General features: G+C 46.6%; 19 protein-coding genes and 1 pseudogene. 16 read left to right on the top strand and 4 right to left on the bottom strand.

Features of this window, described 5'->3' with window-relative positions:
• Positions 1-51 precede the first annotated feature (51 nt).
• Positions 52-993, top strand: coding sequence for a bifunctional oligoribonuclease/PAP phosphatase NrnA (locus tag NYE42_RS14545; protein WP_003152435.1), 942 nt, complete (start codon positions 52-54; stop codon positions 991-993).
• 17 nt (positions 994-1,010) lie between these two features.
• Here NYE42_RS14545 and NYE42_RS14540 read toward each other — a convergent pair whose 3' ends face one another.
• The 3 genes from NYE42_RS14540 to NYE42_RS14530 form a co-directional block, all read right to left on the bottom strand.
• Complete coding sequence (locus tag NYE42_RS14540; RefSeq protein ID WP_007408061.1) at positions 1,011-1,202, bottom strand: hypothetical protein; 192 nt, start codon at positions 1,200-1,202, stop codon at positions 1,011-1,013.
• Positions 1,203-1,307: 105 nt separating this feature from the next.
• Positions 1,308-1,811, bottom strand: a complete 504-nt coding sequence (ytrI, locus tag NYE42_RS14535; RefSeq protein ID WP_053573121.1) for a sporulation membrane protein YtrI — start codon at positions 1,809-1,811, stop codon at positions 1,308-1,310.
• Positions 1,808-2,149 (bottom strand): YtrH family sporulation protein, encoded by a 342-nt coding sequence (locus NYE42_RS14530; protein ID WP_003152438.1) that lies wholly within the window; start codon positions 2,147-2,149, stop codon positions 1,808-1,810. The genes ytrI and NYE42_RS14530 overlap by 4 nt, the downstream gene beginning before the upstream one ends.
• A 142-nt stretch (positions 2,150-2,291) precedes the next feature.
• Here NYE42_RS14530 and dnaE point away from each other — a divergent pair, with 142 nt between their 5' ends.
• The 7 genes from dnaE (at position 2,292) to NYE42_RS14495 (ending at position 12,607) form a co-directional block, all read left to right on the top strand.
• Positions 2,292-5,630 carry a DNA polymerase III subunit alpha gene (dnaE, locus tag NYE42_RS14525; protein ID WP_352426554.1) on the top strand — a complete coding sequence of 1,113 codons (3,339 nt, stop codon included), beginning with the start codon at positions 2,292-2,294 and terminating at the stop codon, positions 5,628-5,630.
• Between the two features lie 139 nt (positions 5,631-5,769).
• On the top strand, positions 5,770-7,002 hold the full coding sequence (locus tag NYE42_RS14520) for a malic enzyme-like NAD(P)-binding protein (protein ID WP_007408064.1): 1,233 nt from the start codon (positions 5,770-5,772) through the stop codon (positions 7,000-7,002).
• A gap of 328 nt (positions 7,003-7,330) precedes the next feature.
• Positions 7,331-8,203 carry an acetyl-CoA carboxylase, carboxyltransferase subunit beta gene (gene accD / locus NYE42_RS14515; protein ID WP_007613077.1) on the top strand — a complete coding sequence of 291 codons (873 nt, stop codon included), beginning with the start codon at positions 7,331-7,333 and terminating at the stop codon, positions 8,201-8,203.
• Positions 8,188-9,165 carry an acetyl-CoA carboxylase carboxyl transferase subunit alpha gene (gene accA, locus NYE42_RS14510; RefSeq protein ID WP_007408067.1) on the top strand — a complete coding sequence of 326 codons (978 nt, stop codon included), beginning with the start codon at positions 8,188-8,190 and terminating at the stop codon, positions 9,163-9,165. Before accD ends, accA begins: the two co-directional genes overlap by 16 nt.
• A 191-nt stretch (positions 9,166-9,356) precedes the next feature.
• Positions 9,357-10,316, top strand: coding sequence for a 6-phosphofructokinase (gene pfkA, locus NYE42_RS14505; protein WP_007408068.1), 960 nt, complete (start codon positions 9,357-9,359; stop codon positions 10,314-10,316).
• 39 nt (positions 10,317-10,355) lie between these two features.
• Entirely contained in the window at positions 10,356-12,113 is a 1,758-nt protein-coding gene (gene pyk / locus NYE42_RS14500; RefSeq protein WP_007408069.1) for a pyruvate kinase, read from the top strand.
• Between the two features lie 110 nt (positions 12,114-12,223).
• Positions 12,224-12,607, top strand: coding sequence for an FxsA family protein (locus tag NYE42_RS14495; protein WP_012118168.1), 384 nt, complete (start codon positions 12,224-12,226; stop codon positions 12,605-12,607).
• A gap of 31 nt (positions 12,608-12,638) precedes the next feature.
• Here the strand turns inward: NYE42_RS14495 and ytvI are convergent, their stop codons facing one another.
• Complete coding sequence (gene ytvI / locus NYE42_RS14490; protein WP_012118167.1) at positions 12,639-13,754, bottom strand: sporulation integral membrane protein YtvI; 1,116 nt, start codon at positions 13,752-13,754, stop codon at positions 12,639-12,641.
• Between the two features lie 97 nt (positions 13,755-13,851).
• Between ytvI and NYE42_RS14485 the strand changes: the two genes are divergently transcribed.
• From NYE42_RS14485 to pnpS, 8 genes and pseudogenes are all read left to right on the top strand, one after another.
• Positions 13,852-14,316: a DUF441 domain-containing protein gene (locus NYE42_RS14485; RefSeq protein WP_007408072.1), complete on the top strand. Its 465-nt coding sequence runs from the start codon at positions 13,852-13,854 to the stop codon at positions 14,314-14,316.
• Positions 14,317-14,441: 125 nt separating this feature from the next.
• Positions 14,442-14,557: pseudogene (locus tag NYE42_RS14480) on the top strand (N-acetylmuramoyl-L-alanine amidase); the annotation flags it as partial.
• Between the two features lie 162 nt (positions 14,558-14,719).
• On the top strand, positions 14,720-15,130 hold the full coding sequence (locus NYE42_RS14475; protein ID WP_015240369.1) for a YjdF family protein: 411 nt from the start codon (positions 14,720-14,722) through the stop codon (positions 15,128-15,130).
• A 745-nt stretch (positions 15,131-15,875) separates the two neighbouring features.
• Entirely contained in the window at positions 15,876-16,994 is a 1,119-nt protein-coding gene (gene citZ / locus NYE42_RS14470; protein ID WP_003152453.1) for a citrate synthase, read from the top strand.
• A 160-nt stretch (positions 16,995-17,154) separates the two neighbouring features.
• On the top strand, positions 17,155-18,426 hold the full coding sequence (gene icd, locus NYE42_RS14465) for an NADP-dependent isocitrate dehydrogenase (RefSeq protein WP_007408075.1): 1,272 nt from the start codon (positions 17,155-17,157) through the stop codon (positions 18,424-18,426).
• Between the two features lie 45 nt (positions 18,427-18,471).
• The gene (gene mdh, locus NYE42_RS14460) at positions 18,472-19,410 is read left to right on the top strand and encodes a malate dehydrogenase (protein WP_003152455.1); all 939 of its coding nucleotides are present in this window, start codon (positions 18,472-18,474) and stop codon (positions 19,408-19,410) included.
• A 215-nt stretch (positions 19,411-19,625) separates the two neighbouring features.
• Positions 19,626-20,345 carry a response regulator transcription factor gene (locus NYE42_RS14455; protein WP_003152457.1) on the top strand — a complete coding sequence of 240 codons (720 nt, stop codon included), beginning with the start codon at positions 19,626-19,628 and terminating at the stop codon, positions 20,343-20,345.
• Positions 20,338-22,077, top strand: coding sequence for a two-component system histidine kinase PnpS (pnpS, locus tag NYE42_RS14450; protein WP_032866541.1), 1,740 nt, complete (start codon positions 20,338-20,340; stop codon positions 22,075-22,077). The genes NYE42_RS14455 and pnpS overlap by 8 nt, the downstream gene beginning before the upstream one ends.
• Positions 22,078-22,323: the final 246 nt, after the last annotated feature.

The following is a 22,323-nucleotide window of genomic DNA, read 5'->3' as shown; positions in this document are numbered from 1 at the left end:
TCCATGGATAAAGAGTATGATTAAATGAATAAAAACGAAAAGGAGAAAACGATGAAATCCGAACTGATCAGAACCATATCATTATATGACACCATTATCTTACATAGACATGTGAGGCCTGACCCGGACGCCTACGGTTCACAGTGCGGCCTTACGGAAATCCTGCGGGAAACGTATCCCGAAAAAAATATTTTTGCCGTCGGACAGCCTGAGCCGTCCTTGTCTTTTTTATATTCCCTCGATGAGGTGGATGACGAAACCTATAAAGATGCTCTTGTCATCGTGTGCGACACCGCAAACCAAGGCAGGGTCGACGATCAGCGCTACCATTCCGGCGCAAAGCTCATGAAAATAGACCACCATCCAAATGAAGATCCGTATGGCGATCTGTTATGGGTCGATACGAATGCAAGCTCCGTAAGCGAAATGATCTATGAGCTGTACCTGGAAGGAAAGCAGCACGGCTGGAAACTGAATACGAAAGCAGCTGAGCTGATCTACGCGGGTATCGTCGGTGATACGGGGCGCTTCTTATTCCCGAACACCACAAAAAAGACATTAAAATACGCGGGAGAGCTCATTGAGTTCCCATTTTCATCGTCAGAGCTGTTCAATCAATTGTATGAAACAAAATTAAATGTGGTGAAGCTTAACGGCTTTATTTATCAAAATGTGTCACTGTCTGAAAACGGCGTCGCTTCCGTGTTCATTAAAAAAGACATTTTGGAGACATATGGAACCACCGCTTCTGAAGCGTCGCAGCTTGTCGGAACACTCGGAAATATTTCGGGTATCCGCGCTTGGGTGTTTTTCGTAGAAGAAGACGATCAAATCAGAGTCCGGTTCCGTTCAAAAGGTCCGGTCATCAACGGAATTGCCCGGAAATACAATGGCGGCGGACATCCGCTTGCGGCCGGCGCATCCATCTTCAGCTGGGATGAAACCGATCAGATTCTTGCTGATCTGGAAGAGGTATGTAACGAACACAAGTAGAGGGGAGACCCTCTTTCTTAGTGTTCATCTGTCACGGGGATGAACCAGCAGCCGAAATCAGTCAGGTCTTCGTAGACGCGGAGATTACAGATTTGGAGTTCTTTTTTTATGAGGGAAGCGAGTGTGTCTGTTTCTGCATATGCGGAATAGCCTTGTCTGATTCGGGCTGCATGATCTTTTGCCAAGCGTCGTTCACTAAAAACCTCCATTTTCCCTTCCTCCCTTCAGAATCATTGAAAATGTCTCATCTACAGTTTATAAAAAAGCGGAGAAAAAAGCGACAGATCTATGGAAAATTTTTAAAAATGACATAATTACGTCGCAAAAGAAATATGAATTTCGACAGACAATCTCGTATAAATCGTCAGTTCCTTTACTTCAGCTTTAAATTCCTTCTCATTTATGGTGTATATTTTGTTTTCGATCGTCCGTTTTAAAAGCTCCTTTGTTTTATACACGCTTTCAATATCCTTTGTGATGACTTCAGAAATATTATCTTTCACTTGTTCCTCAAATTTCATCTTGTCAGGCTGGGCGATTCTGTATTTTTCCCCATTGATCAGCTTCACATCAACACTTTGGATGAGAAGTCTTTGCTTATTATCCTCATTTAATTTATGAAGATCCTTCTGATAGATGGAGATTTGGTTTTTTAAATCCCGCGCGTGCTCACGCTGCTTTTCAATTAACGTCACTTGTTCTTCCTGAAACGTTCCGTATGTAAACAGAAAGAACACCCAGCTGACGATGGCTCCGCACATCATTCCCGCAAAAAAACGCTGCCATCCCGGTTTTTTATAATACTCGGGAATTCTCATGATGACATATTCTCCTGGGTCAGCCATGAAATGATCAGCCAGCCGGTCTGCGCGCCGCCCATTGCTGAAATAATTAAAAGAAGCTGTTTGAAGATGTCGCGCGTGTTGCCTTCGAACAGCCCCCGCTCGAAACTGTATACCGCGTCAAATGTTCCCCCGATGGCCGCGACAAGCGCCCAGATCTTCAGCCTGTTCGCCAATTTTGTGATCGCCGTCAGCGGAGGCTCGCCTGATAAATAAGCTCCGAGGCCGCCGATCAGCGCGCCGCCGAGCAACACACCGAGGGCGATAAAATAACTGCTGATGAAATTCGCCATAAATCCGGCTTCCTGATCCATATATACACCACCTCACTTTTCTATCATATTGAGCGAAACGGACAAGTATGATGATGAGTCAAAAAAGAACATTTGTTTCTTAAGAAAACCCGTCTTATAATGTAGAAAGGCAAAATGAACGTATGGGAAAGGAGTGGCGGCATTGTCTTTTGTTCACCTGCAAGTACATAGCGGCTACAGTCTGTTAAACAGCGCCGCTTCTGTAAAAGAGCTTGTTACACAAGCGAAGGAACTCGGATATTCATCATTGGCGCTGACGGACGAAAATGTGATGTACGGCGCCATTGAGTTTTATAAAGCATGCAAATCAAACGGAATGAAGCCGATTATCGGTCTGACGGCTTCTATATACACGGACGATACGGAGCTTGAAGCACACCCGCTCATTCTTTTAGCAGAGACAAACACCGGATATCAGAACCTGGTGAAAATCTCAAGTGCGCTGCAATCCATGGCAAAGGGCGGCATGAAGCGAAAATGGATGAAGAGCTATCATGAGGGGCTGATCGCCATTACGCCCGGTGAAAACGGGTACATTGAAAGCCTGCTTCAAGCCGGGAAGTTTGAAGAAGCGGTCCAGGCTGCCGAAGGATTCCGGGAGCTGTTCGGAGACGGCCGTTTTTATTTAGGGTACCAGCCGTTTAAAGGACATGAGACGTTATCCGAAGAGATCCTCCGCCTGTCAGCCGAGACGGAAATCGCTGTCTGCGCTGCGGGGGATGTCCGTTATATCAAGAAAGAAGATCAAGATGCGTACCGCTGTCTGTGCGCTATTAAAGCCGGAGAGAAGTGGGAGGATCAGAGCGGGAATCTGCCGGACTTATACTTGAGGACGCCTGAAGAAATGGCAGAGCTTTACACGCGGCATCCGGAAGCGATTGAAGCAGCCGCGCGTATCGCCCGGCAATGCCGGGTCGATGTCAGCCTCGGACAGACACAGCTTCCGTCTTTTCCGGCGCCGGACGGCAAATCAGCCGATGACTATTTGGCGGAGATCTGTCATGAGGGGCTGCGCCTCCGTTTCGGCACTCCTGATGAGCGCGCTGTCCGCCGGCTTGAATATGAGCTGGACGTCATCAGGCGCATGAAATTCAGTGATTATTTTCTCATCGTATGGGACTTTATGAAGTACGCGCATGAAAAGGGCATTGTGACAGGCCCGGGAAGGGGGTCCGCGGCAGGCTCGCTTGTCGCTTACTCCCTTTTCATTACCGACGTGGATCCGCTTAAACATTCTCTGCTGTTTGAGAGATTTCTTAATCCCGAGCGGATCAGCATGCCGGATATTGATATCGATTTCCCTGACACGAGAAGGGATGAGGTCATTCAGTATGTACAAAATAAGTACGGGGCCATGCACGTCGCCCAGATTATCACCTTCGGGACATTGGCCGCAAAGGCGGCGTTAAGGGATACCGGGAGAGTGTTCGGAATCAGCCCGAAAGAAGCCGACCAGCTTGCCCGCCTGATTCCGTCGAAACCGGGAATGACGCTTGAGGAAGCGAGGCGGCAGTCCGCTCAGCTGAACAGGAGGCTGTCCGAATCCGCCGTTCTTCATAAAGTGTTTCAGATCGCAAGGAAAATTGAAGGTCTTCCGCGGCACACGTCAACACACGCGGCGGGGGTCGTTCTCAGTAAAGAGCCGCTTTCGGAAGTTGTCCCTCTTCAAGAAGGGCATGACGGCGTGTATTTAACGCAGTATGCGATGGATCACTTGGAAGATCTCGGTCTTTTAAAAATGGACTTTTTAGGTTTGCGCAACCTTACGCTTATTGAATCCATTAAAACGATGATTGAAAAAGAGACGAATACGAAAATTGATTTTTCCGAGATTTCTTATCAGGATGAAAAAACGTTCTCGCTATTGTCAAACGGTGATACGACGGGTATTTTCCAGCTGGAATCATCAGGAATGAGAAACGTGCTGAAGCGCCTGAAGCCGTCAAGACTGGAAGACATTGTCGCGGTTAACGCGCTTTACAGGCCGGGACCGATGGAAAATATTCCGTTATTTATCGACCGGAAGCACGGGCGGGCGCGTGTGGAAGTGCCGCACGAGGACGTACGAAATATTCTCAGTGACACTTACGGCGTCATCGTCTATCAAGAGCAGATAATGATGATCGCCTCGCGCATGGCAGGGTTTTCATTAGGTGAAGCGGATCTGCTCAGACGGGCTGTCAGCAAAAAGCAAAAGGACATTCTGGACAGAGAGCGAAGCCATTTTGTTGAAGGGTGCTTAAAAAAGGAGTATTCTGTAGTCACTGCAAACGAGGTCTACGATCTGATTGTAAAATTCGCTAACTACGGATTCAACAGAAGCCATGCTGTCGCATACAGCATGATCGGCTATCAGCTCGCCTATTTAAAAGCGCATTATCCGTTATATTTTATGTGCGGGCTGTTGACGAGCGTCATCGGCAATGAGGACAAAATATCGCAATATCTGCATGAAGCGAAGGGGAGCGGGATTCAAGTCCTTCCGCCGTCAATAAACAAAAGCGGTTTTCCGTTTGCGCCGGAAAACGGAGCCGTCAGATACAGTTTGCGGGCCGTTAAAAACGTAGGCGTCTCGGCAGTGAAAGATATTTATAAAGCAAGAACACATAAACCGTTCGAGGATCTTTTCGATTTCTGCTTTCGCGTACCTGCAAAAAGCGTGAATCGGAAAACCATCGAAGCCCTTATATTTTCTGGCGCCATGGACGAATTCAATCAAAATCGCGCCGCCTTGCTGGCCTCCGTTGATGTGGCTTTAGAGCACGCTGAACTTTTTCGTGCAGACGATGACCAAATGGGATTGTTTTTGGAAGAATCGTTCTCCATTAAGCCAAAATATGTAGAGGCTGAGGAATTTCCGCTCGTGGACAAGCTTCGGTTCGAAAAAGAAGCTCTCGGTGTTTATTTCTCAAGCCATCCTTTATCTGCTTTCAGGGATCTCCTGAAAAAACGGGGGGCGCAAGCGATCACAGCAGCGCGGCAGATGCCGAAGGGGCAGCTGTCAATCGGCGCTTTGCTCGCGGGCATCAAAACGATTCGGACAAAGACAGGTCAGCATATGGCGTTTCTCACATTAAGCGATGAAACGGGAGAAATGGAAGCCGTCGTGTTTCCTGACCAATATAGAAGGCTGTCTCCGCTGTTAGAAGAAGGCGCGCTTTTATTCGCCGCCGGAAAAATGGAAGAGCGTCAGGAGAAGACACAATTCATCATGTCATCCGCCTCTCTTCTTGAGCAGACGGAGGCAGACAGAGCGCCGTCTGTTTACATCAAAATCGAAGGCAGCCGGCACAATCAGGAGTTTTTGGAAAAGATGAAGCGTATTTTACTGGAGCATAAAGGGGAAACCGGCGTTTATCTTTATTATGAAAAAGACAAGCAGACGATCAGGCTGCCGGATACTTTTCATATTCAGGCGGACCATCAGGCGTTATACCGTTTAAAAGAGCTGCTGGGCCGCGAAAACGTCGTGTTAAAATAGTGGTAACAATAATCGTTTTGTTATACAATTGAAACAATTGTGCTATCTTATTTAAAGATTCTGAAATTTTTCACCTCCAGCGATTGTACCAGTCTATGCGGCAGAATATGTAACAAAGTACTTAAAAGGAGTGTTTAGAATGTCATTAAGAGAAGAAGCGTTACATTTACACAAAGTAAATCAAGGAAAGCTGGAATCAAAAGCAAAGGTAGAAGTCAGAAACGCGGACGACTTAAGCCTTGCCTACTCTCCCGGAGTAGCTGAGCCTTGTAAAGAGATTTATGACGATAAAAACAAAGTATATGATTATACAATGAAGGGGAACATGGTAGCAGTCGTAACAGACGGATCAGCCGTTCTCGGTCTCGGTAATATCGGGCCTGAGGCTTCACTTCCGGTCATGGAAGGGAAAGCGGTGCTGTTCAAAAGTTTCGCGGGCGTGGATGCATTCCCGATCGCGCTTGACACAAACGATGTGGACAAAATCATTGACACTGTGAAGCTGCTTGCACCGACATTCGGCGGTGTCAACCTTGAAGATATTGCGGCGCCGAACTGCTTCATTATCGAAGAGCGCCTGAAAAAAGAAACAAACATTCCGGTTTTCCACGATGATCAGCACGGCACTGCCATCGTAACCGTTGCCGGACTTGTAAACGCGCTGAAATTATCAGGAAAATCCATGTCATCCATTAAAGTTGTGGCAAACGGAGCGGGAGCGGCAGGCATCGCGATCATCAAGCTTCTTTACCATTTCGGCGTACGCAACATCGTAATGTGCGACTCTAAAGGGGCGATTTACGAAGGGCGTCCGGCCGGCATGAACGCAGTGAAAAACGAAGTGGCGAAGTTTACAAACCAAGACCGCAACGATGGTTCGCTGCAGGATGTCATTAAAGATGCAGACGTCTTTATCGGCGTATCAGTCGAAGGCGCGCTGACGAAAGAAATGGTGGAAAGCATGGCGAAAGATCCGATTATCTTCGCAATGGCCAACCCGAATCCGGAAATCATGCCTGAAGACGCGCGCGCAGCCGGCGCAAGCGTAATCGGAACAGGCCGTTCTGATTTCCCGAACCAGGTCAACAATGTTCTGGCATTCCCTGGAATTTTCCGCGGGGCGCTTGACGTTCGCGCGACTCACATCAACGAAGAAATGAAAATTGCTGCGGTTGAAGCGATTGCTTCCCTTGTTTCAGAGGAAGAATTAAGCGCTGATTATGTCATCCCGGCTCCATTTGACAAACGTGTGGCTCCTGCCGTTGCGAAAGCTGTTGCGAAAGCAGCGATGGAAACGGGCGTCGCCAGAATTACGGTCGATCCTGAGGAAGTGGCTGAAAAAACAAGACAGCTCACGGTTATCGGCGAATAATAACACAAAAATGAAATGGCAGCGCGTTGGAAAAAAACAACGCGCTGCTGTTCAATATACGGACTGCTGGCATTTTTTTAAGGGCAGGTCTTAAAAAAATTTCAGCAGAATCCTTATTTCTTTTGAAAACGCTGACAGATAAGGCTGAACAACGCTTTTCACGGTATGAAATCCGTCCGTTTCCGTCTGTTTTGCAGCAAAAAATGTCGAATGGAGGATGACACCGTTTGACAAAAAAAGTACAATAGTTTCGGTAAAGTTATTATTAAGTCTATCTAATCGGAAGACATGCAGTGAAGAGAACCCTTCACAAAAGGGAGGTAATCATTTGTTAAAGGATATATTCACAAAAAAGAAAAAATATGCTTCCGTGCCGTCTGAGCAGGCAAAACATGATGTTCCGGAAGGCATTATGACAAAGTGCTCCAAATGTAAAAAAATCATGCTCACAAAAGAGTTAGATAAAAACCTGCGCGTCTGCATGAACTGCGGGCACCATTTCCCGATGAATGCAAAGCAGCGCATTGAAAGCCTCCTGGATGAAGATTCATTCGAAGAATTCAACCAGGGAATGATATCTGAAAACCCGCTCGGTTTCCCGGAATACTTAGAAAAAATCGAAAAAGACCGTGAGAAAACATCGCTGAATGAAGCGGTGGTTACCGGAAAAGGAACCATCAGCGGATTCCCTGCCGTGATCGCGATCATGGATTCAACATTCCGAATGGGCAGCATGGGTTCGGTTGTCGGCGAAAAAATCACGCTTGCAATTGAAAAAGCAAAAGAGGAAAAAGTCCCGTTTATCATCTTTACCGCTTCCGGCGGCGCACGTATGCAGGAGGGGGTCTTAAGTCTTATGCAAATGGCAAAGACAAGCTCTGCATTAAAACTGTTCAGTGAGGAGCAGGGATTGATTATTTCTGTCATGACCCATCCGACGACAGGCGGTGTATCAGCCAGTTTCGCGTCTCTCGGTGATTATAATTTCGCTGAACCGGGCGCCTTGATCGGATTTGCCGGAAGACGTATTATTGAACAGACGATTGGGGAAAAACTGCCGGAAGATTTCCAGACGGCGGAATTTTTATTAAAGCACGGCCAGCTTGATGCGGTGATTCACCGAAACGACATGAAAGACAAACTCGCATTTCTGCTGGACATGCACCAAACAGGAGGTGAGCATGAGTGGCTGCAAGATTAGAATTTGAAAAACCAGTGATTGAACTGCAGACGAAAATCGCCGAACTGAAAAAATTCACCCAAGATTCGGAGATGGATTTAAGCGCTGAAATCGCAAGGCTTGAAGACCGGCTCAGCAAGCTTCAGGATGAGATTTATAAAAACCTGAAGCCGTGGGACAGAGTGCAGATCGCACGCCTTCCCGACCGGCCGACGACGCTTGATTACATTCAATACCTGTTTACCGACTTTTTTGAGTGCCACGGAGACAGAACATACGGAGATGATGCGGCGATTGTCGGCGGAGTCGCCAAATATCACGGCATGCCAGTCACCGTCATCGGACATCAGCGCGGAAAAGACACGAAAGAAAACCTTGTCCGCAATTTCGGGATGCCTCACCCTGAGGGCTACCGCAAAGCGCTTCGTCTCATGAAGCAGGCGGATAAGTTCAACCGCCCGATTATCTGCTTCATCGACACGAAGGGAGCGTACCCGGGTAAAGCGGCGGAGGAGCGGGGACAAAGTGAAGCCATCGCCAAGAACCTGTTCGAGATGGCCGGCCTGACAGTGCCTGTCGTTTGTATCGTCATCGGGGAAGGCGGCAGCGGAGGCGCGCTTGCGTTAGGTGTAGGCAACCGCATGCTGATGCTTGAGAACTCGACGTATTCCGTTATTTCTCCTGAAGGAGCCGCATCCATTTTGTGGAAAGACTCCAGCCTTGCGAAAAAAGCGGCCGAAACCATGAAGATTACTGCGCCCGATTTATTAGAATTAGGAATTATTGATGATATGATTAAAGAAGTGAAGGGCGGAGCTCACCATGATATTAAGCAGCAGGCGGGCTACATTGACGGTATTCTTAAAGAAACGTTAAAATCTCTTCTTCAATTGAACGCCGAAGAATTGATCTCACAGCGCTATGAAAAATATAAAGCAATCGGGAAAGTTTCGGTTGAGGATCAATATATCGGGGTAAACTGAATAGACGTGAAGCCTATGGCTCACGTTTATTTTTTGTGATTTTTGTGATATTCCTTAAATTTTATTTAAAAACAATTTATTTAATTGTATAATAGGTAAGGTTTCATGGGAGCTCAGGCGTCCCTTTTCATTGTTTTAGGGCAATGATCATGATATGTTTAACATATATATGTTGCTGAGGTGAATAGGAAATGAAGCGTATAGGAGTTTTAACGAGCGGCGGGGATTCCCCGGGTATGAACGCTGCGGTGCGCGCGGTTGTGCGGAAAGCTATCTACCACGACGTCGAAGTGTACGGAATTTATAACGGTTATTCAGGATTAATCAGCGGAAAAATAGAGAAACTGGAGCTTGGTTCGGTCGGTGACATCATCCACCGCGGCGGAACAAAGCTGTATACGGCCAGATGTCCTGAATTCAAAACAGTTGAAGGCCGTGAAAAAGGAATCGAAAATTTAAAGAAACTCGGCATTGAAGGTCTTGTCGTCATCGGCGGAGACGGTTCATACATGGGTGCGAAAAAATTAACGGAACACGGGTTTCCGTGTGTAGGTGTACCGGGTACGATAGATAATGACATCCCGGGAACTGATTTTACGATCGGATTTGATACGGCGTTAAACACCGTAATTGATGCGATTGATAAAATCCGTGACACCGCTACGTCTCATGAGCGTACATACGTTATTGAAGTGATGGGGCGCCATGCGGGCGACATTGCTTTATGGGCAGGTCTTGCAGGCGGAGCGGAATCAATTTTAATTCCTGAAGCGGACTACGATATGCAGGAAATTATCGGCCGTTTGAAGAGAGGGCACGACCGCGGCAAAAAACACAGTATCATCATCGTTGCAGAAGGGGTAGGCAGCGGAGTTGAATTCGGAAAACGCATCGAAGAAGAAACGAACCTTGAAACACGGGTATCCGTTTTAGGGCACATCCAGCGCGGCGGATCTCCAAGCGCTTCTGACCGGGTTCTTGCAAGCCGCCTCGGCGCTTACGCGGTTGAGCTTCTGCTTAAAGGAAAAGGCGGACGCTGCGTAGGTATACAAAACAACAAGCTTGTAGACCATGATATTATAGAAATTTTAGAATCAAAACATACTGTTGAACCAAACATGTATCAGCTTTCAAAAGAACTGTCTATTTAAGGCGGAAGAAGCTGAAGATTTCAGAAGGAAGTGAACGAGTTGAAAAAAACAAAAATCGTTTGTACAATCGGTCCGGCCAGTGAAAGTGTAGAAATGCTGACAAAATTGATGGAAGCGGGTATGAACGTTGCTCGTCTGAATTTTTCACACGGTGATTTCGAAGAGCACGGCGCAAGAATCAAAAACATCAGAGAAGCAAGCAAAAAGCTCGGCAAAAACGTGGGGATTCTCCTCGATACGAAAGGTCCGGAAATCCGCACGCACGATATGGAAAACGGCGCGCTTGAGCTTCAGGCGGGAAATGAAATTATCGTTTCTACGAAACAGGTGCTGGGAACGCTTGAAAAATTCTCAGTTTCTTATGAAGGCCTGGCAGACGACGTGTCAGCAGGGTCTATCATCCTGTTGGATGACGGTTTAATCGGATTGGAAGTGCTAGAATCAAATCCGGAAAAACACGAAATCAAAACAAAAATCTTAAACAGCGGCACGCTGAAAAATAAAAAAGGCGTAAACGTTCCCGGCGTCAGCGTCAACCTTCCCGGAATTACTGAAAAAGACGCCAAAGACATCGTATTCGGTATCGAGCAAGGCGTTGATTTCATCGCTGCGTCATTTGTACGCCGTTCTACGGATGTCCTTGAAATCCGCGAACTGCTTGAAGAGCATAACGCGTCTGACATTCAAATCATTCCTAAGATCGAGAACCAGGAAGGCGTGGACAACCTGGACGCGATCCTGGAAGTATCTGACGGCTTAATGGTAGCGCGCGGAGACCTCGGCGTAGAGATTCCGGCCGAAGAAGTGCCGCTCGTGCAAAAAGAAATGATCAAAAAATGCAACGCGCTCGGCAAACCGGTTATTACTGCGACACAAATGCTTGACAGCATGCAGCGCAACCCTCGTCCGACACGCGCTGAAGCAAGTGACGTTGCCAACGCCATTTTCGACGGCACAGACGCTATCATGCTTTCCGGTGAGACGGCTGCGGGACAATATCCTGTCGAGGCGGTTCAAACAATGTTTAACATCGCCACACGCACGGAAGAATCTCTGAACTACAAAGAAATTCTGTCTAAACGCAGAGATCAGGTCGGCATGACGATTACCGATGCGATCGGCCAATCAGTTGCGCACACGGCGATCAATCTGAGTGCGGCAGCTATCGTTACCCCTACAGAAAGTGGCCATACGGCGCGTATGATCGCGAAATACCGTCCGCAGGCTCCGATTGTAGCCGTTACGGTTAATGAGTCTGTATCACGCAAACTCGGTCTTGTATTCGGTGTATTCCCGGCAAGCGGCCAAAACGCGAATTCAACCGATGAAATGCTTGAAGACGCGGTTCAAAAATCACTTGACAGCGGCATCGTGAAACGCGGTGATCTGATTGTCATTACAGCAGGTTCTGTCGGTGAATCAGGCACGACGAATCTGATGAAAGTCCACACTGTCGGCAGCGTTATCGCGAAAGGGCAAGGCATCGGACGCAAATCTGCATTCGGTCCGGTCGTTGTTGCAAAAAATGCGAAAGAAGCTGAACAAAAAATGACAGACGGCGCAGTATTGGTTGCTTCAAGCACTGACCGCGACATGATCGCTTCACTTGAAAAAGCATCAGCGCTCATCACTGAAGAAGGCGGTCTGACAAGCCATGCAGCCGTTGTCGGTTTAAGCTTGGGCATTCCGGTTATCGTCGGTCTGGAGAACGCAACTTCAGTTTTAACAGAAGGACAGGTTATCACAGTTGACGCTGCCCGCGGCGCTGTGTATGAAGGCCGCGCAAGCGTTCTTTAAACAGCTTTAAAAAAGAGAGGGGGGTTCTCCCTTCTCTTTTGTCTTTAGGTTGATTTTCCTATTCCCATGCGGGCGGTGACGCGCTTTTAGAAGGGCAGGAGGGCAGAAAAATGAGAGTGTTATTCTTACTGTTTATCGTGTGTCCGGCAATTGAAATCGGTTTGTTTCTGCTGGCGGGAAAATGGCTCGGTATTTTTCCGACCTTCCTTCTCATCATTTTGACAGGCGTGTTAGGCGCCTTGGTGGCAAAAAGACAGGGAACCGATGTGTATCATCGGGTGATGCGCGACCTGCAGCACGGCAAAATGCCGGGGGAAGCGCTTCTTGACGGAATATGCGTCTTTTTCGGAGGCCTGCTTTTGATGCTTCCGGGTTTTCTGTCCGATATTGCAGGGGCCTGTCTTCTGATTCCGTTCACTCGGAACCGCATGAAGCCGCTTTTGTTCAAATGGCTGAGAGGAATGTCAAAAAACAAGCGGATCATTATCAAATAAAAACGGCAGCCTTCTTACAGGGCTGCTGTTTTTATTTGGACTGAACAGTAATATAGGCCCATATTTCTTTTAAAGCGCCCGTTGTGATAAAGGCCTGAATGAAAACGAGCAGCGCGGGCCCCGCAGCCAGTCCTAAAATTCCGAACAATTTAAAGCCGGCAAACAGAGCGATTAAGGTCGCAAGCGGATCAAGTCCGATTGACTTGCTTAAAATTTTCGGCTCCGTCAGCTGGCGCTGGATAAGAACCACAATATATAAAACACCGAGACCGATCGCTTGAGGAAGCTGACCGGCAATGGCCAAATACATAATCCAGGGAACAAAGACCGACCCGGCGCCGAGATACGGGAGAAGGTCCACCAGGCCGATAAAAAAGGCGATGGTTGCCGCATGCTCAATCCCTAAAAGAAAAAGTCCGATAAAGACAATGATCATCGTGAAAAGTATGAGCACGGCCTGCGCCTTAATGAAACCTGCCATCGCTTTTTTCAGCTCTCCCGATACGGCCTTGGCGTTTGCTGAAACCCGTTCCGGAAGAATGGAATAAAGCAGCGCCTTCAGCTTATGCCAGTCCTTTGTCATAAAAAAAGTCGCCAGCATTGCGAAAATGAAGACGGCAGCTGTATTGGGAAGGAAGGCAATCCATTTCGGCACCAGCTCCAAAAGATGTGAAAGCATCAGCCCCGCATTTTTAGCGGCTGTATCACCGAGGGTCTGAATATGCGTCACGATGGATGCCTGCTGATTGGTTTCCAGTCCGTTAAATAAGACGGTCAGCTCGTGGTACAATGGCTGAATGCGGGAAGTGAACAGCTCTTCGCAATACGTCATAAAGGCGCTGATATGGGGAGGGAGCGTTTTGGCCAGATAGGCGGTTCCTGAAATGATTTCCGCAACGAGAAATGTCGCCGCGCCAAGAAGAATAAGCAAAAAGAAGACCAGGACAATGACTGTATTGACTGACCGGGGCATCCCCGTCAGTTTGTCCAGCCAGTCAACAACGGGAATGATCGCTGATGACAGAATAAGGGCGATCAGAAACGGATAAGTTAACGGAAATGAGGCGTAACCGGCCGCTAAAGCGCCGCCGGCCGCAGCGAGTACAAACAGCGCGCGGAAAAAAACAGTTGCATAGTGCGGATTCACATCGATCCTCCTCTCGGTCGGCACGTCCTATTACATTAGTTTATTCGTCAAAAAAAAGGATATGAATACAGATATGATGAAAGAGGGTGCTTTCAGGATGTTTACACAGGCGAATTTATTTTTACTATTATTGCTGGCCATCGCATTGATAGCCAAAAATCAGTCATTGCTTTTTGCCGTCGGCTTTCTCATTGTGATAAAAGCTGTCGGTCTTGATCAGAAACTATTTCCGGTTATTCAGTCAAAAGGCATCAACTGGGGGGTCACCGTCATTACAATCGCCGTTTTAGTGCCGATTGCCACAGGTGATATCGGTTTTAAACAGCTTGGAGAAGCGATGAAATCATATTATGCGTGGATCGCTCTCGGTGCCGGGATCGCGGTTGCCTTAATCGCCAAAAACGGTCTCACCTTATTGGAAAACGACCCTCATATTACAACGGCGCTGGTCATCGGCACGATACTTGCCGTCGCGCTTTTCGGAGGCGTCGCCGTCGGCCCGTTAATCGGCGCCGGAATCGCCTACTTGGCCATGCAAATCGTTAAAATATTCACTTCGTAAAGTAAAAAAGCGGCGTAAAGCTGCTTTTTTTGTGGAGAAAATTAGAGTTTGCACTTGCGCATTTTGTAGTTCAGACAAATGCCATTTACATTATTCCGATGAATGAAGCGGCTTACCATGTAACAAAGAGCTTCGGGATTGACGGCGCACATGGAGCGAAAACAGCGATTGCAGTAGATTAAAAGCTGATGGGATTTATGGGCCTGATACCAAAGCAAAACTTGAAGTGTTGTTAAAATAAGCGGAGACCCTTTCCTTCAATTTGAAAGTTTGTTAAATTTATAATGAGAATGAAAAAACACAATTCGGTTGGTAGTCCGGATGCATGATTTAAAATGTCAGTAACCTTCCCCTCCTCGGGATGTCCATCATTCTTCAGTAAATTTAGGAGGAGGGAATCGTTATGAAATTAACGGTTTACTACGATGGTCAGTTTTGGGTAGGAGTCATTGAAGTTGTGAATGACGGGAAATTAAGAGCAATTCGTCATTTGTTTGGACAAGAGCCAAAGGATTCAGAAATAATGCATTTTGTTAATAATCAACTTTTACAGACTCTCTCCCACACTGAACAAGAAGGGGTTTGTGTTAAAGCAAAATCTAAGAAATTAAACCCAAAAAGATTGCAACGACAAGCTTCTAAAGAAATGAAAAATATCGGGATATCAACTAAGGCACAAAAAGCGATAAAACAGGAGCTTGAAGCAAGAAAAGAAAAGAAAAAACAACTGAATAGAAAACAAAGAGAAAAGATAAAGGAACAAAAATATTTAATCAGAAAACAAAAAGCAAAAGAAAAGCATAGGGGCAAATAGTTGGAGAACCCGATGAAGCCCTTCGATTGAAAAGTTGAGCGGCATCAGTTAGTTTCTTCGGACTGATTTAGAGAAAAAAAGTATAAGTCAGAGCCCTTCTCGAGATGAGGAGGGTTTTTTCTGCAATTTATTTAAATTCACTTATATCAGTAAATGAGTCAGTTTCAATTGATGAACGGTTTGATGAGGATATTTACAGCCCGAAAACAGCGCAAATGCAGTCAAACGATTCCAGTCCATGTGCGGGGAGCCAACTAAAACCAAGACCTGGATTTCTGAAGCTGATCCGAACATTGATTCAGTCGAGTAAACAAAATAACCCCCTTCTCCGGTAAAGAAGGGGGTTAAATTTGCGGTGAAGTTGTCGCGCCTGTCCTTTTAAAGTCTCCTCCAAAACTCCCCCAAATGAAAACATGAGAATACATGGTTTTACAAAGCGCCTGAAAGCAAACGATTAAATTTATCAACGCCAAGCCTTGATATATAGGGCTTTTAAAACATTTTTAGTTAAAAGTCTACAAATTAATCAGATTATTGTTTATAATAAGAATAGGCTTAAACTTAAATAAGCTTATAAGAATTTGTTATGTTCCTCTATAAGCATATCGGTTATGTAACCGCAACCAGTGAAATGTAAGCATTTTCTTGAAGGGGAAAGGGAGTGTTTGCATGACTCATTTTAAGTAAGCCGTATGTTTTATATACTCTTTAAAGGGGAATTTTGATTGAAAAGGAGAGGTTGAATATGACAGCAACACGCGGTCTTGAAGGGGTTGTAGCAACAACATCATCTGTAAGCTCTATTATCGACGATACCCTTACATATGTAGGGTACGATATTGACGACTTGACAGAGAATGCAAGTTTTGAAGAAATCATTTATTTGCTGTGGCATCTGCGCCTGCCGAATAAAACGGAACTTGCTGAACTGAAAAAACAGCTTGCGAAAGAAGCTGCCGTTCCACAAGAAATCATTGAGCACTTCAAATCCTATCCCCTCAATAACGTACATCCAATGGCTGCGCTCCGGACGGCGATTTCATTACTCGGTCTGACTGACAGTGAAGCCGATGTCATGAATCCGGAAGCGAACTACAGAAAAGCCATCCGTCTGCAGGCGAAAGTGCCGGGCATTGTCGCCGCTTTCTCAAGAATCCGCAAAGGACTTGATCCTGTTGAACCGAAGGAAGAGTACGGAATCGCGGAGAACTTCCTTTACACCTTAAACGGTGAAGAGCCTTCTCCGATCGAAGTGGAAGCGTTTAACAAAGCGCTCATTCTTCATGCGGATCATGAGCTGAACGCATCAACGTTTACGGCGAGAGTATGTGTCGCCACCTTATCTGATATTTACTCAGGCATCACTGCCGCCATCGGCGCTTTAAAAGGGCCGCTTCACGGCGGAGCCAATGAAGCCGTCATGAAAATGCTGACAGAAATCGGCGAAGTGGAAAACGCCGAGCCTTATATCCGCAGCAAAATGGAGAAAAAGGAAAAAGTAATGGGCTTCGGACACCGTGTGTATAAGCATGGAGACCCGCGCGCCAAACACTTAAAAGAAATGAGCAAACGCCTGACGAATCTGACGGGGGAAAGCAAATGGTATGAGATGTCAATCCGTGTCGAAGAAATCGTGACGTCGGAGAAAAAACTCCCGCCTAACGTTGATTTCTATTCCGCATCTGTATACCACAGTCTCGGCATTGATCACGATCTGTTCACGCCGATCTTTGCGGTCAGCAGAATGTCAGGATGGATCGCCCATATTCTTGAACAGTACGATAACAACCGCCTCATCCGCCCGCGCGCTGATTACACGGGTCCGGATAAGCAGACTTTTGTTCCGATTGATGAAAGAGCCTGATCAAACGGGAGGCTGGTGATTTTCATGTCGTTAGCCTCTTGTTAATCAAGCCCGGATTGGTTTACAATTTTGATAGAATCTTGAGAAAAATCATTTTATTTTCTATACAAGAAAAATAAAATGTTTTCTAAATATGAATTACATACTGGGAGGTAATATTGTGTCACAAGGTGAAAAAATTACAGTCTCTAATGGAGTATTAAACGTACCAAATAATCCGATTATCCCGTTTATTGAAGGCGACGGCACAGGCCCTGATATTTGGAACGCCGCTTCTAAAGTATTGGAAGCCGCTGTTGAAAAAGCATATAAAGGCGAGAAAAAAATCACGTGGAAAGAAGTTTATGCCGGTGAAAAGGCTTATAATAAAACAGGTGAGTGGCTTCCTGCCGAAACGCTGGAAGACATCAGAGAGTACTTCATCGCCATCAAAGGTCCTCTGACGACACCGGTCGGCGGCGGTATCCGTTCTCTGAACGTGGCGCTGAGACAGGAGCTTGATTTGTTTACGTGCCTGCGCCCTGTCAGATATTTCACGGGAGTGCCTTCTCCGGTCAAACGACCTGAAGATACGGATATGGTCATTTTCCGCGAGAATACGGAAGATATTTATGCCGGAATTGAGTATGCGAAAGGTTCTGAAGAGGTTGAAAAGCTGATCAGCTTCCTGCAAAATGAAATGGGTGTTAACAAAATCCGTTTCCCTGAAACGTCAGGAATCGGCATCAAACCTGTTTCTGAAGAAGGCACAAGCCGCTTAGTCAGAGCTGCCATTGAGTATGCGATCGAAAACGGCCGTAAGTCTGTCACGCTTGTCCACAAAGGAAACATCATGAAGTTCACTGAAGGGGCATTTAAAAACTGGGGCTACGAGCTTGCCGAAAGAGAATACGGAGATAAAGTATTCACTTGGGCTGAATATGACCGCATTGTCGAAAAAGACGGAAAAGAAGCTGCTGATAAAGCGCAGAGCGACGCGGAAGCGGCAGGAAAAATCATCGTCAAAGACAGCATCGCTGATATTTTCCTTCAGCAGATCTTAACCCGTCCGAGCGAATTCGACGTCGTGGCGACAATGAACTTAAACGGAGACTATATCTCTGATGCGCTTGCCGCTCAGGTAGGCGGAATCGGAATCGCGCCGGGAGCGAACATCAACTATGAAACAGGGCATGCGATTTTCGAAGCGACTCACGGAACGGCTCCAAAGTATGCCGGCCTTGACAAAGTCAACCCGTCATCCGTCATCCTTTCAGGAGTGCTTCTTCTTGAACACCTGAACTGGAATGAGGCTGCTGACTTGATCATTAAATCTATGGAAAAAACGATTGCTTCAAAAGTAGTAACGTACGATTTTGCTAGATTAATGGACGGTGCAACTGAAGTGAAATGTTCAGAGTTTGGTGAAGAGCTAATCAAAAACATGGACTGAACCTAAAGCAGACTTCTAATGAAGCCAAAAAAGGAGAAGAGAATCATGGGAAAAACACGCAGTAAAGTTTCTGTTATCGGAGCAGGATTTACGGGAGCGACAACAGCCTTTCTTACAGCTCAAAAAGAGCTTGCGGACGTTGTGCTCGTTGATATTCCGCAATTAGAAAACCCGACAAAAGGAAAAGCGCTAGACATGCTCGAAGCAAGTCCGGTCCAAGGATTTGACGCGAAAATCACAGGCACGTCCAACTACGAGGACACAGCCGGTTCTGATATCGTCGTCATCACAGCCGGAATTGCGAGAAAACCAGGCATGAGCCGTGATGATCTCGTATCTACAAACGAAAAAATCATGAGAAGCGTCACACGTGAGATCGTGAAATATTCTCCTGACTGCATTATCGTTGTATTGACAAACCCTGTTGATGCGATGACATATGCGGTGTACAAAGAATCAGGCTTCCCGAAAGAACGCGTCATCGGACAATCCGGAGTGCTTGACACTGCACGATTCAGAACATTCGTCGCTGAAGAATTAAACCTGTCTGTAAAAGATGTGACCGGTTTTGTTCTTGGCGGACACGGTGACGACATGGTTCCTCTCGTCCGTTATTCCTATGCGGGCGGCATTCCGCTTGAAACGCTTATCCCGAAAGACCGTCTTGATGCGATTGTAGAACGCACAAGAAAAGGCGGCGGGGAAATCGTCAACCTTCTCGGAAACGGAAGCGCCTACTACGCGCCTGCTGCATCACTGACTGAAATGGTAGAAGCCATTTTGAAAGATCAGCGCCGCGTGCTTCCGACCATCGCTTACTTAGAAGGCGAATACGGTCATGAAGGCATTTACTTAGGCGTACCGACGATTATCGGAGGAAACGGCCTAGAGCAAATCATCGAGCTTGAACTGACAGACTATGAAAAAGCGCAGCTGAGTAAATCAGTTGAATCTGTCAAAAACGTGATGAAAGTATTGTCATAAGAAAAAAGGGAAGGCTTCCGAATCAGAAGCCTTCCTCTTTTTACAATTAATGAAAGCGTTTTCTTTTTCCCTGAGCGATCCTTTCTCTGAAAATGATCAAAAAGGCGAATTGTCTGAACGGGCAGTATTGGATAAAATGAAATCATAAAGTGATATGCAGCACATAAAATAGAGAAAATTGGATGTCGGGGAAAATAGACAGCGGAGGGCGCAGCATGAACAAAAAAATTTTAGTTGTAGATGATGAACAATCTATCGTTACTCTTTTACAGTATAATCTGGAACGGTCCGGCTATGATGTCATTACCGCATCAGACGGTGAAGAGGCTCTGGAGCTGGCAGAGAATGAAAATCCGGATTTAATCGTACTGGATGTCATGCTGCCGAAAGTGGACGGAATCGACGTCTGTAAGCAGCTCAGACAGCAGAAAATGATGGTCCCGATCTTGATGCTGACAGCAAAAGATGAGGAGTTTGATAAAGTGCTGGGACTGGAGCTCGGAGCGGATGATTACATGACAAAGCCGTTCAGTCCGCGGGAAGTCACTGCGCGGGTGAAAGCCATTTTAAGAAGGGCTGACATTTCTTCGCTGTCACAAGGCAGAGAAGAGGAAAAGGACGGGCAGATCCTCATCGGCGAGCTGAAAATTCTTCCGGAGCATTACGAAGCGTACTTCAAGTCAGAACAGCTGGAATTGACGCCTAAAGAATTTGAACTGCTTCTGTATTTGGGAAAACACAAGGGAAGAGTGCTGACGAGAGATCTTCTGCTGAGCGCGGTCTGGAACTATGATTTTGCCGGGGACACCCGGATTGTTGACGTTCATATCAGTCATCTGCGCGACAAAATCGAATCAAATACCAAAAAACCCATCTATATTAAAACAATCAGAGGTTTGGGGTATAAACTGGAGGAGCCAAAAATGAATGAATAAAGTCCGTGTGCGTCTGTTCGCTTTACTCGTTGTATGTATCATATTGGTTTTCAGTGTTCTCGGCCTTTTTTTACAGCAGCTTATTTCTTCATCCGCTGAAGAAAGAACGGCGGATCAGCTGAAAAAGGAATCGGTATACATAGCGGGCCTTCTTGACGCCGGCAGAATCGGCAATAAAAGCAATGAAACGGTAATCCGTGACGCCGGCCGCACCCTCGGTATAAACGTCGCCGTGCTCAACGAGAAGGGTGACGCCGTATATCATTCCGGCAGTCATGCTGATGATTCAGCCGTAAAGGAGTTCATTTCTCACAATAAAAGCGAGGAAGCCGTACAGTCGAAAAGCAAAGTCATCCGCGGCACTGCCGTAAAAAATGACGCCGGGAAAATTGCGGGGTATGTACTCGTTTCCTCTGAGATCAACGGCGGTTCAAGCGTTACCGGAGAAATGTGGGGCATGCTGGCAGCAAGTCTTTGTACCGCTTTTATCATTATCGTTTTCTTTTATACAAACATGACGTCCCGTTACAAAAAATCAATCGACGCCGCGACAAAAGTGGCGACGGAGCTGTCCAAGGGGAATTATGACGCCCGCTCCTACAGCGGTTACGCAAGGCGGTCGGACCGTCTCGGGCGTGCGATGAACAGCCTGGCGGTCGATTTAATGGAAATGACGAGAACGCAGGATATGCAGCGCGATCGTCTGTTAACCGTCATTGAAAATATCGGATCCGGTTTGATTTTAATAGACGGGAGAGGTTTTATCAATCTCGTGAACCGGTCATACACGAAGCAGTTTCATACAAAGCCTGAACGTCTGCTTCGGCGTCTTTACCATGATGCGTTTGAACATGAGGAGATCATTCGGCTTGTCGAAGACATTTTTATGACGGAGACGAAAAAATGCCAGCTGCTCAGACTTCCCATCAACATTGAGCGGCGCTACTTTGAAGTTGACGGCGTTCCGATCATGGGCCCTGACGATGAATGGAAGGGCATCGTCCTCGTCTTTCACGATATGACGGAAATTAAAAAATTGGAGCAGATGAGAAAGGACTTCGTCGCCAATGTCTCCCATGAACTGAAAACACCGATCACCTCGATTAAAGGCTTTACGGAAACACTGTTAGACGGAGCGATGAAAGACGAAAAGGCGCTTTCAGACTTTCTGTCTATCATTCTGAAAGAAAGTGAGCGGCTCCAATCTCTCGTGCAGGATTTACTGGATTTATCCAAGATGGAGCAGCAAAACTTTACGATGCGCGTAGAGTCCTTTGACGCCGCAAAAATTCTGCATGAAATTGAAGCGCTTTTGCGGCATAAGGCTGAGGAAAAAGGCATCAGCTTTCAGCTCGATCTCCCGGAAGAGCCGATTTTTGTGACGGGTGACGCGCACAGGCTGAAGCAGGTGTTTTTGAATCTGGCGAACAATGCCCTGACCTACACGCCTGAAAAAGGGGCGGTGGGGATTTCGGTACATGTGAAAGAAACCGTTGTCGATATCAAAGTGTCCGATACGGGAATCGGCATTCAGAAGGAAGAGATCCCGCGGATATTTGAGAGATTCTACCGCGTGGATAAAGACAGAAGCCGCAACTCGGGAGGAACCGGGCTCGGCCTCGCCATCGTGAAGCACTTAATAGAAGCCCATGAAGGTAAAATCGAGGTCACAAGCGAGCCGGGACAGGGGACTGTATTTACCGTGACGCTGAAGCGGCAGCCGGAAGCGTGATCAGCTTTACAAAGGATTAACAATTTCTTCATGACCTGTTAAACCTATCTTGTTAGGATGTAACAGAACCCCTTCATCCAAGGAGCCAATTTTGACGGCGGGAACGTGTTTTCTTGTTCCCGTCCTTTTTTGCGTTTTCACGGGGTTCGCTCATTTTCCTTTCAAATTGAACTTTGTTAAAATAAGAGAAGCTGTGAGATTAAAAAATAGAGGAATGACGAGCTTTTGCTCTTAGGAGGATATTGA

The organism is Bacillus sp. FSL K6-2865 (assembly GCF_040311405.1).
Classification (GTDB): Bacteria; Bacillota; Bacilli; order Bacillales; family Bacillaceae; genus Bacillus; species Bacillus velezensis.
This window is presented reverse-complemented; position numbering and strand designations above follow the sequence as displayed.

What these genes read in the sequence shown, in the direction of transcription:
- NYE42_RS14545 (WP_003152435.1), top strand. Translation starts at nt 52, where the DNA reads ATGAAATCCGAACTGATCAGAACCATATCATTATATGACACCATTATC.
- NYE42_RS14540 (WP_007408061.1), bottom strand. Translation starts at nt 1,202, where the DNA reads ATGGAGGTTTTTAGTGAACGACGCTTGGCAAAAGATCATGCAGCCCGA.
- ytrI (WP_053573121.1), bottom strand. Translation starts at nt 1,811, where the DNA reads ATGAGAATTCCCGAGTATTATAAAAAACCGGGATGGCAGCGTTTTTTT.
- NYE42_RS14530 (WP_003152438.1), bottom strand. Translation starts at nt 2,149, where the DNA reads ATGGATCAGGAAGCCGGATTTATGGCGAATTTCATCAGCAGTTATTTT.
- NYE42_RS14520 (WP_007408064.1), top strand. Translation starts at nt 5,770, where the DNA reads ATGTCATTAAGAGAAGAAGCGTTACATTTACACAAAGTAAATCAAGGA.
- pfkA (WP_007408068.1), top strand. Translation starts at nt 9,357, where the DNA reads ATGAAGCGTATAGGAGTTTTAACGAGCGGCGGGGATTCCCCGGGTATG.
- NYE42_RS14495 (WP_012118168.1), top strand. Translation starts at nt 12,224, where the DNA reads ATGAGAGTGTTATTCTTACTGTTTATCGTGTGTCCGGCAATTGAAATC.
- NYE42_RS14485 (WP_007408072.1), top strand. Translation starts at nt 13,852, where the DNA reads ATGTTTACACAGGCGAATTTATTTTTACTATTATTGCTGGCCATCGCA.
- NYE42_RS14475 (WP_015240369.1), top strand. Translation starts at nt 14,720, where the DNA reads ATGAAATTAACGGTTTACTACGATGGTCAGTTTTGGGTAGGAGTCATT.
- citZ (WP_003152453.1), top strand. Translation starts at nt 15,876, where the DNA reads ATGACAGCAACACGCGGTCTTGAAGGGGTTGTAGCAACAACATCATCT.
- mdh (WP_003152455.1), top strand. Translation starts at nt 18,472, where the DNA reads ATGGGAAAAACACGCAGTAAAGTTTCTGTTATCGGAGCAGGATTTACG.
- NYE42_RS14455 (WP_003152457.1), top strand. Translation starts at nt 19,626, where the DNA reads ATGAACAAAAAAATTTTAGTTGTAGATGATGAACAATCTATCGTTACT.
- pnpS (WP_032866541.1), top strand. Translation starts at nt 20,338, where the DNA reads ATGAATAAAGTCCGTGTGCGTCTGTTCGCTTTACTCGTTGTATGTATC.